The sequence below is a fragment of the Rhodoferax aquaticus genome, from assembly GCF_006974105.1.
Taxonomy (GTDB): domain Bacteria; phylum Pseudomonadota; class Gammaproteobacteria; order Burkholderiales; family Burkholderiaceae_C; genus Allorhodoferax; species Allorhodoferax aquaticus_A.
In genome coordinates, this window is sequence record NZ_CP036282.1 from 235,351 (window position 1) to 247,886 (window position 12,536).

Below are 12,536 nucleotides of genomic sequence, written 5' to 3' on the forward strand. Positions count from 1 at the left end.
TTGGCCAAAAAATTGGGAATGCGGCCGCTACCATCTAGCAAAGGGGACAACTTCCCTTGCAGAGCTGCGAGGCTGGTACTCCTGATATGACGTGTTCCACGTGTGCAGTAAATTACCCCATGGCTTGGGTGGCATCAGAGGCACTGTAAAGGGTCGATCGGCGTACATGGTTCATAGCTGCAAATTAGGAATGAAAGTGCTGTTACCCCATACTAGACGAGCACATGCTGCTCTGTTTTTCATAGTGGTAGTGTTGTTGTTTGGCGCAGCAGCGCAATCGCAGCCGATGCCCCATCAGAGTATGGGCAGCGCCAATGTTGTCCTCCCCAACCTAGGCGACACCAGCTCAATGTCGCCCGCCGCCGAACGAAAACTAGGCGACCGCATTGCCCGGGAGCTGTACCGCGACCCCGATTACATTGATGACCCCGTCATCATGGAGTTTGTCCAAGCCATCTGGCAGCCGCTTCTTAGTGCCGCGCGGCAGCGGGGCGAACTGCCGCCGGAGTTGGACGAAGCGTACGCTTGGGAAATTTTGCTAGGGCGTGACCGCAGGGTCAATGCGTTTGCGCTGCCAGGGGCTTATATGGGCCTGCACTTGGGCTTAGTGGGTGTGGTGAGCAGTCGCGACGAATTGGCCTCGGTCATGGCGCACGAGTTGAGCCATGTCACGCAACGCCACATCTCCCGCATGATGTCTCGCCAAGCGGGGCAAGCACCGTGGGTCATGGGGGCCATGATTTTGGGCTTGCTGGCGGCCAGCAAAGACCCGCGCTCTGCCAATGCGCTGATCGTCGGTGGCCAGGCCGCCGGTGCGCAAACGCAGCTCAACTTCTCACGGGACATGGAGCGCGAGGCGGATCGGGTGGGCTACAGCGTGCTTACCCAGGCGGGCTTTGCGCCGCAGGGGTTTGTGGGCATGTTTGAAAAGCTGCAACAAGCGTCTCGCTTGAATGATGCGGGTGATTTTCCTTATTTGCGCAGTCACCCTGTAACGACTGAGCGAATCTCTGATATGCAACTGCGCTTGCCGGATGGGGCCGCAAGCTTGGCAACTAGAGCCGCCCCTACCGACCTTGCCCAGGCCATGGTGTCAGCCAGAGCACGGGTTGTGTCGAACACAGAGATCGACGCGTTGCGCGCCTGGGAGCCGCTGACTGACCGCAGCGTGCTCAACAAACAAAGTGCCTACCAGCAAAGTGCAAGTTTGTACGGCGCGAGCTTGGCTGCGATCAAGCTGCGCGACTACGCTGCAGCGCAGAAGCACTTGGCGCTGTTGAGCGAACTCACGCGCGCTGACCTTAGCGCTGCGCGACTGGTCAGGCTACTGGCCGCTGAGTTGGCCTTGGCCCAAGGGCAAGGCGCTAAGGCGCTGGTGGTTCTCAATGCAGTGCCCACCGGTGGGGGCGTCAGTGCGAACCAAGCGCATCAGCGAGGGCGGGCTGAAATGCTGCTGATTGCCCAAGCCCAGTTGCAAACGGGAGGCACCACCGGACTGGCGGAGCCCCTCCAACAGTGGCTTGCCGAACACCCCCGCGATGCATGGGTGTGGCAGGTGCTCTCAAGTGTCTACTCTGCCCAAGGTCGCGCCGTGGCTGCAGTGCGGGCGCAGGCTGAGTCCAACGTGGCGCAACTCGATTACGCAGGCGCGGCAGCGCGGTTCAGAGCAGCGCAGGAGTTGGCACGGCAAGGCACCGGCGGGGCGGATCACTTTGAGGCGTCTATTGTCGACAGCCGAGCCCGACAGGTTGAGGCTTTACTTCGAGAACAAGCGGTCGAGCGCTGAGTTAATCACCATGCCTAGCACGGTGTAAATCAAAGAGCCAATCAGCGCGGCACCAAAGCCCCGCACGTGAAAGCCGTCCAAAATGCCCGCCGCGGACCAAAACATCAGGGCATTGATGACGAACAAAAAAAGCCCAAGTGTGACCACCGTGACCGGCAATGTCAGTACGACCAACACCGGCCGCAAAAACACGTTCAAGAGGCCAATCACAAAGGCGGCAATCAAGGCAGAGCCAAAGCTCTGCACGTCGACACCGCTGTACAAATGGGCTACCGCCAACAATGCGACCGCGCTCAGCAACCATTTAGCAAGAAGTTTCATGCGTCAAAGCATAGCACCCGTGCGGATGCCATGTGGTGACTTGCTGGTTGCAGCCAGCGGCAACCCATGTATCAAGCAGATGGCTGGGCCGCGCCTTTGCGCTGGGCCAGCCAGCCCGCCAACAAAACGCCCGCGACAGCCAAGGTGTACACCCCCCAGCGGGCAGCTGTTTGCAGGGTGTCGCCGGGGTCGCTAGGTGTTCCGAAGAGACCTGACAAAAACGGCTCCGCCACAATCATTTTTGCAGCCGTAAACGCCAGCACTGCAGAGCCCAACTGAATGATGATGGGAAAGCGCTCCACCAATTTCAAAACGACCGTGCTGCCGAAGACTACGATGGGCACGCTAATCACCAAGCCAATGATGACCAAGTCAAACGACCCGTGGGCAGCACCCGCGACGCCTAAAACGTTGTCAATGCCCATCAACGCGTCGGCCACGATGATGGTTTTCATGGCCGCCCAAAAGGTGTACACCGCTGGTCCGTCATGTTCATCATCCGACTGGTCAGCGAGCAACTTGTAGGCAATCCACACCAGACCCAGTCCGCCGACCAGCATCAGCCCGGGTATCTTTAGCAGCCAAACAACGCCTACGGTCATCGTTGACCTAACCACAATAGCGCCCACGGTCCCCCACACAATCGCTTTTTGCTTCAAATGGGGGGGCAACTGGCGTGCCGCAAGTGCGATAACGATGGCGTTGTCACCTGCTAAGACTAAGTCGATCAGTACGATGGCCAGCAGGGCCGACCACCAAGGGGCAGAAAAGAGTTCCACGGTATATCCTTCAAATGCAGTGTTAGACAACACCGAAGCAGATAGGAACGTGATGGCAAAAAACCTTCGCGCGCTGCACTGCCCGGTGCACGGCGAAGGTCTTGCTCGAAAGACGAGGCCTGCAAGGCCTTGGCTTTCTGATGTGCCGGGAGGGTCACAGACCCGCCGTATTGACGACACACCAACAAAAGGAGCTACTCCCCTTCAACTTGTAGGGGTATTCTATGCCTTGCGGCTTTACCCCCACATTTCAAAGGGTTAGTGACCGGCACGAAAGGGTATCGCAAGCGCGCTATCATGCCCACCCTTTATCAGATGGCTACCGGGCCTCAACTTGGCAAGAGTGCCGACCAACAACACACGCATGGCGACAGGTATTCACATCACGGACATTGAGGCGGCTATCAACTACTGGCGAGCGCGTATGCCTTCGCCTGACGGGTTTAGCCTCTGTGCGCCTACCCGGGCCTTGGCGACTGTGTACGCGCTCATGGTCTACGAACACCGGCAAGATGTCGCGCCCAACGCTATGTCAGACACGGCCATGGATGCGTGGCTGCAGTGGTATGAGAGTACGCCTGACACGCCGTGCATTGCCATTTGCTCGACCAGTCAAGGGGACGAACTGTGCAAGGGCTGTGGCCGTACATTCCATGAAGTGCAGCACTGGATTGCTATGGGGCCTGCAGACAAGCGGGCCACTTGGCGGCGCATCACCCTAGAAGCCACGGCGTGGCGGTTTACCACCTACACCGAGCGGGCGGCCGAGGGTGCTGCTGATGCGCTATTGAAAAAATAGCTGCACACGCAGCATGGATGGGCGGCGGAGGGCTATTTCCAGCGCAGGGGTTCTATATCCACCGTGCGGTCGGTATCTCCCAGTGTGAGCACACCTTCTTGCACGGTGGCTTGCAGTTGCATGCTGCGCTGGGCCAAGGGGATCAGGGATTGTGACGCCGTGGTCGGAATGCGAAATACTTGCAAATTCGTAGGCCGGGACAACTTGTTCTCAATTCCCTTCCACCAAACTTCCGCTGCATGGTTAAAGCAGTACAAGACCACCTCGTCCGCCTTGCCGCAGGCTTTGAGCATGGGCTTGTCCTCGGGCTGCCCCACTTCTATCCACAGCCGGGTTTGACCAGTGAAGTCACGCAGCCACACATCGGGTTCATTGGGGTCGCTTAACCCTGCGCCAAACGCCAAGGTACCGTCTCCACCACACACACTTTGCAGCTTGTGGGCTTGCAGCGCCAGCGCGACCAAGCGAATCATCATGCGCTCGTCGGTCTCACTGGGGTGGCGCGCCAAGGTCAGCGCGTGGTCTGCGTAGTAGCTGTTGTCAATGTCTGCGATTTGCAGGTTGGCTTTGAAAATCGTCGATTTGATAGCCATCAGACGCGCCGAGCCAATTCCGCAGCCTTGCCGGTGTAGCTGGCGGGCGTCATTTCCATGAGGCGTGCTTTTTCACTCTCCGGAATGGCGAGGTTAGCGATAAACCCTTGCATCAACGCTTGCGTCATAGGAGCTCCACGGGTGAACTTCTTCAACTGTTCGTAGGGTTGCGGCAGGCCGAACCGGCGCATCACGGTTTGAATGGGCTCGGCCAGCACTTCCCACGACGCATCGAGGTCGGCTGCGATTTCAGATTCGTTGATCTCCAGCTTGTTCAAACCCGTGAGCAGCGATTGGTTGGCCAATACTGCGTAGCCTAGGGCCACGCCCATGTTGCGCAGCACAGTGCTATCGGTCAGGTCACGCTGCCAGCGGCTAATGGGCAGCTTCTCACTCAAGTGGCGCAGCAAGGCGTTGGCCAAGCCCAAGTTGCCTTCGGCATTCTCAAAGTCAATGGGATTCACCTTGTGCGGCATGGTGCTAGAGCCGACTTCGCCATCCTTGAGCTTTTGCTTGAAATAGCCCAAAGACACATAGCCCCAGATGTCACGTGCCAAGTCGATCAAAACAGTATTGGTGCGCGCCACGGCATCAAACAGCTCAGCCATATAGTCGTGAGGCTCAATTTGAATGCTGTAGGGCTGGAAGGTCAGGCCCAAGCCAAGCGGCTCGGGTGATTCAATGACCTTGCGGCTAAAAGCCTCCCAGTCAAACTCTGGCCAAGCGGACAAATGGGCGTTGAAATTGCCTACCGCGCCGTTCATCTTGGCCATCATCTTGATGGAAGCAATGCGGTCCCGTGCGTTGTTCAGCCGCACCACCACATTCGCCATCTCTTTTCCAACTGTCGTAGGGCTGGCTGTTTGCCCATGCGTGCGGCTCAACATGGGGACATCAGCAAAAGTGTGGGCCATGGTGCGCAACTTGGCAATCACTGCATCGAGCGAAGGTAGCAATACCAACTCGCGCGCTGCTTTGAGCTGCAACGCATGGCTGGTGTTGTTGATGTCCTCACTGGTGCAAGCAAAGTGCACAAACTCACCTGCGGCAGTAAGCTCGGGTCGGGCGTCAAACTTGGACTTAATCCAATACTCTACGGCCTTCACATCGTGGTTGGTCGTCTTTTCAATGGCCTTGATAGCTTCACCATCCGCTTCTGAAAAATTCTTCACCAAAGACAATAAGTAAGTACGCGCTCCCGGGGTCAGCGGCTTGAATTCTTCAAATCCTGCGTCGCTCAGACTGATAAACCAAGCGACCTCCACTTGCACTCTGCGGTGCATATAGCCCTGCTCACTCATGAGCGGACGTAAGGTTGCGAGCTTGGGGGCGTAACGGCCGTCCAGTGGTGAAAGTGCGGAAATGGCGGAAAAAGTCATAGGCAGATTGTAGGTTGTGCGCTATCGTTAGTCACACAGCATTCTCTGGTTTACCCTAGTGGCTAGAATGGCCCCCTGTTTGCAACTTCACACTTCACATGAAATTACTCGGTTCAACCTCCAGTCCCTATGTACGCAAAGTGCGTGTCGTCATGGCCGAAAAGAAGCTGGACTACACCTTTGTGGCAGAGGATGTGTGGGCTGCCGACACCTCCATCGCGGAGTCCAATCCCCTAGGCAAAGTGCCCTGTTTGGTGATGGAGGGCGCAGAGGCACTGTTTGACTCGCGGGTCATCGTGGAGTACCTCGACACTTTGTCCCCGGTTGGCAAACTGATTCCCAGTGTGGGCCGTGAGCGCGCCGAAATCAAAACTTGGGAAGCCTTGGCTGACGGACTGCTAGACGCTTCCATCTTGGCTCGCCTAGAAGCCACGTGGACTGGGCGCACCAAGGCCCAGCGCAGCCAAGCATGGATTGATCGTCAAATGCTGAAGATCCATGCCGCATTGAAGGCCATGTCGCGCGGCCTGGGTGACAAGCCTTACTGTGCCGGTATTCATCTTTCCTTGGCTGACATTGCGGTCGGCTGCGCCTTGGGGTATTTGGATTTTCGCTTTGCCCAGATTGATTGGCGCACAGACTATCCCAACCTACAACGCCTCTACGAAAAGCTTCAACAGCGCCCTAGCTTCGCAGATACCGTGCCGGCTTAAACACGCTGCGCCAGAGCATGGAAGACAAAAAAATAGCGGCGCAAGCCGCTATTTTTTTGTCTGAACTGTGGAGCTCAACTCAGTCGTTTAGTGGGGTTCACCAAGGCCAACAACTTGGCCGCCATGCCCGGTTCGCCGGCGCTGCTGGTTGGGTGGCTCAGACGGGGGACTGCACTGCGATCACTGCCGCCATCGATTTTGAACACCGCCACTGTTTGGACCAAGTCGTCGGCCTGAGACTGTAAGCTGCTTGCAGCTGCGGCCATTTCTTCGACCAAGGCTGCGTTCTGCTGCGTTGCTTGGTCCATCAGGCTGACGGCCTCTCCCACTTGGGACACACCTGCGCTTTGCTCTGAGCTTGCAGCGCTAATCTCGCCCATGATGTCCGTCACTCGGCGGATAGAGCTCACCACCTCGGTCATGGTGCTGCCAGCTGTGTCTACCAAGGCACTGCCTTGCTCAACCCGTTCAACACTCGCGTTGATCAGGCTCTTGATTTCCTTGGCAGCATCTGCGGAACGGCCGGCCAAAGACCGCACTTCAGAGGCCACCACGGCAAACCCACGGCCCTGCTCGCCAGCACGGGCGGCTTCTACCGCCGCGTTCAGCGCCAAAATGTTCGTTTGGAACGCGATTCCATCAATCACGCCAATAATGTCGGCAATCTTGCGTGATGACTCATTGATGCCTTTCATGGTTTCTACCACCTGACTCACTACGTCACCCCCGCGAATAGCCACCGTACTGGCACTCATGGCGAGTTGATTGGCTTGGCGTGCGCTATCCGCGTTTTGCTTCACCGTAGACCCCAACTCCTCCATGGAAGCCGCGGTTTCTTCCAGCGAGCTGGCTTGTTGCTCGGTGCGGTCGCTCAGGTCTTGGTTGCCACGCGCTATCTCTGCACTGGAGCTGGCCACGGCCTCAGAACCTTGGCGCACATTGGTCACCACTTTAGACAAGCCCTGTTTCATGTCCATCAAAGAGCCCAGCAGCACCGCCATTTCGTCCCTACCTGTTACGTCCACACTTACGGTCAAGTCACCCTCAGCGATAGCTTGCGACAAGGTAGACGCCTGTTGCAGTGAGCGCCCAATGCCTTGTATCAGCAGGGCACCAACTACCGCCGCTACGACGAGACCAAACACTACTGCGCCGATCGAGGTGTTGCGGATGGTGGTGTAGTGCGAAGCTGCGGACTCATACTCGGTTTGAGCTTCCACCAGTTGCAGCTTGATCAAGGCCTCTAAGCTGTCGTTGGCCGCCTTGAATAGGGGTGGCAACTCAGAGTTCACCATCATCTGCAGTTGCATGGTGTTGCCGCCCGTAAGCGCGGCACCTGCGGGAACCAAAGCCTCTGTTTGGAACTTGGCATAGGCGTCACCAAACTTCTTCACTTCGTCGGCTTCGTCGCTAGACTTTGGCGATGCGGTGTACTGCTCCCAAGTCTTTTTAGTCTTGGCAGAGAGAGCGTCAATCTGTCGGCTGGCATCGGCGGCCACGTCTGGCGATGACGCCAAAGCACCTGAGGCAATAAGGTTTGCACTGGTCAGCAAATTGCGCTGAATCAAGGCCAATTGCCCAACCACGACCGTACGGTCTTCGTACACAGACTTCAAAGCGGCGTTGCTGGAGGCAATACCCACCAAACCTACACCGCCTACGGCAATGAGTAACAGAGACATCAGGGCCAGAAGTGAAAAGAGGCGGGTCGAAATTTTCACGGGTAGCTCTCCAAGTTTGCGCAACTGCGTCCACCGATGGGTGCGGGGTGTTCCGCACAGAGGCCATCTATTCGTTAGATGTCGGCAAACGATACTGCAAACTTAAATGCATGACAATGAGAATTCATGCTGCAGCGCAGCAGAAGCAAAGCCAAGGTATGCCCGCAAAAAAAGCACTCGCGCGGAGTGCTTCAGTTAGACCCGCTGAGCAGAGCGGCCGACCAGGCTTCAGTTCAGCGCCATGCTGAGCTTGCGGCGGTAGGTGGCCACCAGTTGGGCTTGCGGGTTTTGCTCCACCACGGTCTTGCCCGCGATTTCAATGCCACCGGCGGTCTTGCCTGCATCCGCAGGGTTAGCCTTGGGCTTGGGCGGTGTGAGCAGCTCCAAAATAGCCACATAGGTTTTGCGTGGCACCGCATCGCCCCAGGCCTTGTCGCGCATCACAATTTCCAGCAACTCTTCCATCGCGCCCGTCCAGTCGCCGCCGACCATGAGCACGCGGGCTTTGGCCAAGCGGGTGTCAAAGTCGCGCTTGTTGGTGGCAATCAAGGCATCAAATTGCTCGATAGCCCACGTACCACGGGCGTCAGATGTTACAAATTTAATAGCATTGATGAACTGCTCAAGCGCTTCAAAGCGCAGCTGGCGTGGAATTTGGGTCAAGGCGGGCGCCAAGGCGGCCTCAGCGTCGTCAATCAGATCGCTCTCAATCAGCAGGCGCACATAGTCGTAGCGCGCGTCGTCATTGGCGGGGTTGATGGACAGCGCTTCCAAAAGCTTTTGCAGCGCGGCTTGGGTGTCGCCCGCAGCGGCCAAGGCTTGCGCGTCTTCGGCATCCGCCTCGGCTTCCAGCTCGTCCAGGGAGGGCAGGTGCTTGTCCAAAAACGCTTTGATTTGGCTCTCAGGCAGTGCGCCTTGGAAACCATCCACCGGTTTGCCACCCACCATCAGCACGCAGGTGGGAATGCTGCGAATGCCAAAGGCTTGGCTCAGTTGGGGCTCAGCGTCGGAGTCAATCTTGGCGAGTTTGAAGCGGCCCTCATAGGCCAGCTCCACCTTTTCCAAGATGGGGCCTATGACTTTGCATGGCCCGCACCAAGGCGCCCAGAAGTCCACCAACACAGGCGTTTCGTGGGAGGCGGCAACCACTTCGGCGTCGAAGTTTTCGATGGTGACATTGATCATGCTGGCTAACTCAGGGTGTAAAAGTAAAATTCAAGCACCACGCCGAATTTTCGGCGCGCGGTGCGCAATGCAAATTGTGGCACTGCAGGCGATTTTGCCAGCCTCCCGACCACATTCACCACCTGCCATGCCGCAAATCCACATTGGCGTGTTGATGGGCTCCAGCTCCGACTGGGACACCATGCACCACGCGGTTCAGATTCTTCAACAGTTTGGTATCGCCTTCGAAGCCAAAGTGGTGTCGGCCCACCGCATGCCGGACGATATGTTTGCCTATGCCGAGCAAGCGGCCGACCGTGGCATCCGCGCCATCATTGCGGGCGCCGGGGGCGCGGCCCATTTGCCGGGCATGCTGGCTGCCAAAACCACCGTGCCTGTGCTGGGTGTGCCCGTGGCTAGCAAGCACTTAAGCGGCGTGGACTCGTTGCACAGCATTGTGCAAATGCCCAAAGGCATTCCGGTGGCCACCTTTGCCATTGGCCAAGCCGGCGCCGCCAATGCCGCCTTGTTTGCGGTAGCCATGCTGGCCAACGACAACCCGGCTTTGCGCGCCAAGCTAGACGCTTTTCGGGCTGAGCAAACAGAAGCCGCACGCGCCATGGCCTTGCCCATTACCGGCGCAGAGTCCGTATGAGCCAGCGCCTGTTACCCGGCACCACGCCTGCTCAGGGCCCCCGCGAACTCACCTTGGGCGTGATGGGTGGTGGTCAGCTGGGCCGTATGTTTGTGCATGCCGCGCAAACCATGGGCTACTTCACCGCTGTGCTCGATCCCGATGCTTTGAGCCCGGCGGGCCGGGTGAGCCACCACCACATCCAAACCGGCTACACCGACCCCGCAGGCCTGCAAGAATTGGCTGAACGCTGCGTGGCCATCACCACCGAATTTGAAAACGTGCCCGCCCAGGCCTTGGCCCAATTGGCCGCCAGCCGCCCGGTGTCCCCCAGCGCGGCTGCCGTGGGCATTGCCCAAGACCGCGCGGCGGAGAAAGCCCACTTTGTGCGCTGCGGCGTGCCCTGCGCGCCCTATGCGGTGATCGAAACCCAGGCCCAGCTCGACGCCGTGCCTGACAACCTGCTGCCCGGCATTCTGAAGACCGCCCGCATGGGCTATGACGGCAAGGGCCAAGCCCGCGTGCGCACCCGCGCCGAGCTGCAAGAGGCTTGGGCCAGCATGCAGCAAGTGCCCTGCGTGCTTGAAAAAATGTTGCCCCTGCAGCTGGAGTGCTCTGTCATCGTGGCGCGTGGCGCCGACGGCCAATGCGTGCACCTGCCCGTGCAGCGCAACCTGCACCGCGATGGCATCTTGGCTGTGACTGAGGTCTATGAGGGAAATCTGCCCCCAGCGCTTGCCCAGCGTGCGCAAGCAGCTGCAAAATCCATAGCAGAAGGCTTGGGCTATGTGGGCGTGTTGTGCGTGGAGTTTTTTGTTTTGGACGACAGCCACCCCCAAGCCCAAGGCCTGGGCGGCTTGGTGGTCAACGAGATGGCACCGCGCCCGCATAACAGCGGCCACTACAGCTTGGATGCTTGCGATATTTCGCAGTTTGAGCTGCAAGTGCGCACCTTGGCGCAGCTGCCCCTGACCCCACCGCGCCAACACAGCGCCGCCGTCATGCTCAACCTCTTGGGCGACATTTGGCCGGCCAACGGCGTGCCTGCGTGGGACCAAGTGCTGGCCTTGCCAGGTGCGCATTTGCATCTGTACGGCAAAGCCAATGCAAGCAAGGGGCGCAAAATGGGCCACCTTACCTTCACCGGTGCCAGCGCCGCCGATGTGCGCGCCACCGCGCTGCAAGCTGCGGCTATTCTGGGCATTGAGGCGTTTTAAGCCGCACCGCCCGCCCACCACCGTCATACCTTCATAGCCCCCATGATTGTTGCCTCAAATGCTCCTGATTCCATAGCTTCTTGCGCAGACGCCATAAGGGCGGGAGCCCTGATTGGCCTGCCCACGGAGACGGTGTATGGCTTGGGCGCAGACGCAAGCAGTGATGAGGCTGTGGCCAAAATTTTTGCTGCCAAAGGGCGCCCGGCGGACCACCCGCTGATCGTGCATGTGGCGGCCTTAGACGGCGGTATGTCGGGCGTGGCCCATTACGCCCAGCAAGTGCCTGCCTTTGCCAAGCAACTCATGGCGGCGTTTTGGCCCGGCCCGCTCACGCTGATTTTGCCCCGGCGCACGGGCGTGGGCGCTGCCGCTGCCGGTGGGCAAGACTCCATTGGCCTGCGCTGCCCCGCGCACCCGGCGGCGCAAGCGGTGTTGGCTGCCTTGCGCCATCCGGCACAGGGCCAGACCGAGGTGTGGGGCATAGCCGCACCCAGCGCCAACCGCTTTGGCCGCGTGAGCCCCACCACAGCGGCCCATGTGCAAAGCGAGATGGGCCATGAGTTGCTCATTCTGGACGGCGGACCGTGCACCTTGGGCATTGAGTCCACCATCATCGACTGCACCCGCGGCGCACCCGTGTTGCTGCGCCCGGGGTCTATCACCAGTGCCGACGTGGAGGCGGCGTGTGGCCGCAGATTGCTATCTAAAGAAGAGCAAGAGGCGCAGTCTAGTCAAGCGCCACGGGCCTCTGGAACCTTGGAGTCGCACTACGCGCCCAATGCCCGCGTGCGCCTTATGGACGCCAAGGCCTTGCAAACCGCCATCGACATGCTGCCCGCCAGCGCCCCCGACGCCCGTGGCCCCACCATTGCGGTGTATGCCCGGGCGCCGCTCAAGGTGGTGACCGGCATCGTGACCCAACGCACTATGCCTAATGACGCCGCGCCTGCAGCGCATGAATTGTTCTCTGTGCTGCGCGAACTAGATGCCTTGGGCGTGCAACTGATCTGGGTGGAGACCCCGCCAGACGGGCTGGCTTGGGACGGCGTGCGCGACCGCTTGCAACGCGCGGCTGCTTAAAGCTGCCGCCATTACGGCATGCACGCCGGGTGGACTGCCTTTAGTCCCCGGTGTGCTCGATTTGCGTGATGGGCTCTTCGTGGTAGCGCAGCTTCATCACCAGAATGGCGCCTGCCAGCGTCAGGGTAATGGCGTTGGCCCCCACCACGGGCCAGGCGCTGACCAAAATTCCGTAGGCCAGCCACAGGGCCACCCCGCAAGTAAACGCGCTGTACATGCCCAAAGAAATGCCTCGGACGTCCTTGGTTTGAAAGGTATGCAGCGCCTGCGGCAAAAAGCTGGCGGTGGTGAGCACGGCGGCGGCATAGCCAATGGCGTCAGTCAAAAGCATGGACAAAATCCTGGGTGAA

Annotated in this window: 13 protein-coding genes; 6 read left to right on the plus strand and 7 right to left on the minus strand. The window is 59.0% G+C overall.

Translation table 11 applies throughout. From position 1 onward, the window contains the following. The first annotated feature begins 286 nt into the window (after positions 1-286). Complete coding sequence (locus tag EXZ61_RS01100) at positions 287-1,786, plus strand: M48 family metalloprotease (protein ID WP_237219048.1); 1,500 nt, start codon at positions 287-289, stop codon at positions 1,784-1,786. On the opposite strand, the gene EXZ61_RS01105 is transcribed toward EXZ61_RS01100, so the two are convergent. Continuing rightward, positions 1,757-2,107 carry a phage holin family protein gene (locus EXZ61_RS01105; protein WP_142808334.1) on the minus strand — a complete coding sequence of 117 codons (351 nt, stop codon included), beginning with the start codon at positions 2,105-2,107 and terminating at the stop codon, positions 1,757-1,759. The genes EXZ61_RS01100 and EXZ61_RS01105 overlap by 30 nt on opposite strands. A 71-nt stretch (positions 2,108-2,178) precedes the next feature. Next, a complete protein-coding gene (locus tag EXZ61_RS01110) occupies positions 2,179-2,886 on the minus strand; it encodes a TerC family protein (RefSeq protein WP_142808335.1) in 708 nt (235 codons plus the stop codon). 364 nt (positions 2,887-3,250) lie between these two features. On the opposite strand from EXZ61_RS01110, the gene EXZ61_RS01115 reads away from it, so the two are divergent. Then, positions 3,251-3,685 (plus strand): DUF3717 domain-containing protein, encoded by a 435-nt coding sequence (locus EXZ61_RS01115; RefSeq protein WP_142808336.1) that lies wholly within the window; start codon positions 3,251-3,253, stop codon positions 3,683-3,685. A gap of 32 nt (positions 3,686-3,717) precedes the next feature. Here the strand turns inward: EXZ61_RS01115 and EXZ61_RS01120 are convergent, their stop codons facing one another. Both EXZ61_RS01120 and purB read right to left on the minus strand, forming a co-directional pair. Next, the gene (locus EXZ61_RS01120; RefSeq protein ID WP_142808337.1) at positions 3,718-4,278 is read right to left on the minus strand and encodes a YaeQ family protein; all 561 of its coding nucleotides are present in this window, start codon (positions 4,276-4,278) and stop codon (positions 3,718-3,720) included. Beyond that, positions 4,278-5,657, minus strand: a complete 1,380-nt coding sequence (purB, locus tag EXZ61_RS01125; RefSeq protein WP_142808338.1) for an adenylosuccinate lyase — start codon at positions 5,655-5,657, stop codon at positions 4,278-4,280. The genes EXZ61_RS01120 and purB overlap by 1 nt, the downstream gene beginning before the upstream one ends. Positions 5,658-5,755: 98 nt before the next feature. Here purB and EXZ61_RS01130 point away from each other — a divergent pair, with 98 nt between their 5' ends. Beyond that, entirely contained in the window at positions 5,756-6,370 is a 615-nt protein-coding gene (locus EXZ61_RS01130) for a glutathione S-transferase family protein (protein ID WP_142808339.1), read from the plus strand. 74 nt (positions 6,371-6,444) lie between these two features. Here the strand turns inward: EXZ61_RS01130 and EXZ61_RS22320 are convergent, their stop codons facing one another. Together EXZ61_RS22320 and trxA are read right to left on the minus strand one after the other, a co-directional pair. Next, positions 6,445-8,091: a methyl-accepting chemotaxis protein gene (locus EXZ61_RS22320; protein WP_281063816.1), complete on the minus strand. Its 1,647-nt coding sequence runs from the start codon at positions 8,089-8,091 to the stop codon at positions 6,445-6,447. Positions 8,092-8,319: 228 nt separating this feature from the next. Further along, positions 8,320-9,276, minus strand: a complete 957-nt coding sequence (gene trxA, locus EXZ61_RS01140; protein WP_142808340.1) for a thioredoxin — start codon at positions 9,274-9,276, stop codon at positions 8,320-8,322. Positions 9,277-9,403: 127 nt separating this feature from the next. Here trxA and purE point away from each other — a divergent pair, with 127 nt between their 5' ends. The 3 genes from purE to EXZ61_RS01155 are packed head-to-tail and all read left to right on the plus strand — an operon-like array spanning position 9,404 to position 12,186. Continuing rightward, a complete protein-coding gene (purE, locus tag EXZ61_RS01145) occupies positions 9,404-9,910 on the plus strand; it encodes a 5-(carboxyamino)imidazole ribonucleotide mutase (protein WP_142808341.1) in 507 nt (168 codons plus the stop codon). After that, positions 9,907-11,106, plus strand: a complete 1,200-nt coding sequence (locus tag EXZ61_RS01150; RefSeq protein WP_142808342.1) for a 5-(carboxyamino)imidazole ribonucleotide synthase — start codon at positions 9,907-9,909, stop codon at positions 11,104-11,106. Before purE ends, EXZ61_RS01150 begins: the two co-directional genes overlap by 4 nt. 42 nt (positions 11,107-11,148) lie before the next feature. Beyond that, on the plus strand, positions 11,149-12,186 hold the full coding sequence (locus EXZ61_RS01155; RefSeq protein ID WP_142808343.1) for an L-threonylcarbamoyladenylate synthase: 1,038 nt from the start codon (positions 11,149-11,151) through the stop codon (positions 12,184-12,186). 40 nt (positions 12,187-12,226) lie between these two features. Here EXZ61_RS01155 and EXZ61_RS01160 read toward each other — a convergent pair whose 3' ends face one another. Continuing rightward, the gene (locus EXZ61_RS01160; RefSeq protein WP_142808344.1) at positions 12,227-12,517 is read right to left on the minus strand and encodes a SemiSWEET transporter; all 291 of its coding nucleotides are present in this window, start codon (positions 12,515-12,517) and stop codon (positions 12,227-12,229) included. Positions 12,518-12,536: the final 19 nt, after the last annotated feature.

Coding starts and splice junctions, on each gene's coding strand:
- EXZ61_RS01100 (WP_237219048.1), top strand. CDS start 287: ATGCCCCATCAGAGTATGGGCAGCGCCAATGTTGTCCTCCCCAACCTA.
- EXZ61_RS01105 (WP_142808334.1), bottom strand. CDS start 2,107: ATGAAACTTCTTGCTAAATGGTTGCTGAGCGCGGTCGCATTGTTGGCG.
- EXZ61_RS01115 (WP_142808336.1), top strand. CDS start 3,251: ATGGCGACAGGTATTCACATCACGGACATTGAGGCGGCTATCAACTAC.
- EXZ61_RS01120 (WP_142808337.1), bottom strand. CDS start 4,278: ATGGCTATCAAATCGACGATTTTCAAAGCCAACCTGCAAATCGCAGAC.
- purB (WP_142808338.1), bottom strand. CDS start 5,657: ATGACTTTTTCCGCCATTTCCGCACTTTCACCACTGGACGGCCGTTAC.
- EXZ61_RS01130 (WP_142808339.1), top strand. CDS start 5,756: ATGAAATTACTCGGTTCAACCTCCAGTCCCTATGTACGCAAAGTGCGT.
- trxA (WP_142808340.1), bottom strand. CDS start 9,276: ATGATCAATGTCACCATCGAAAACTTCGACGCCGAAGTGGTTGCCGCC.
- purE (WP_142808341.1), top strand. CDS start 9,404: ATGCCGCAAATCCACATTGGCGTGTTGATGGGCTCCAGCTCCGACTGG.
- EXZ61_RS01150 (WP_142808342.1), top strand. CDS start 9,907: ATGAGCCAGCGCCTGTTACCCGGCACCACGCCTGCTCAGGGCCCCCGC.
- EXZ61_RS01155 (WP_142808343.1), top strand. CDS start 11,149: ATGATTGTTGCCTCAAATGCTCCTGATTCCATAGCTTCTTGCGCAGAC.
- EXZ61_RS01160 (WP_142808344.1), bottom strand. CDS start 12,517: ATGCTTTTGACTGACGCCATTGGCTATGCCGCCGCCGTGCTCACCACC.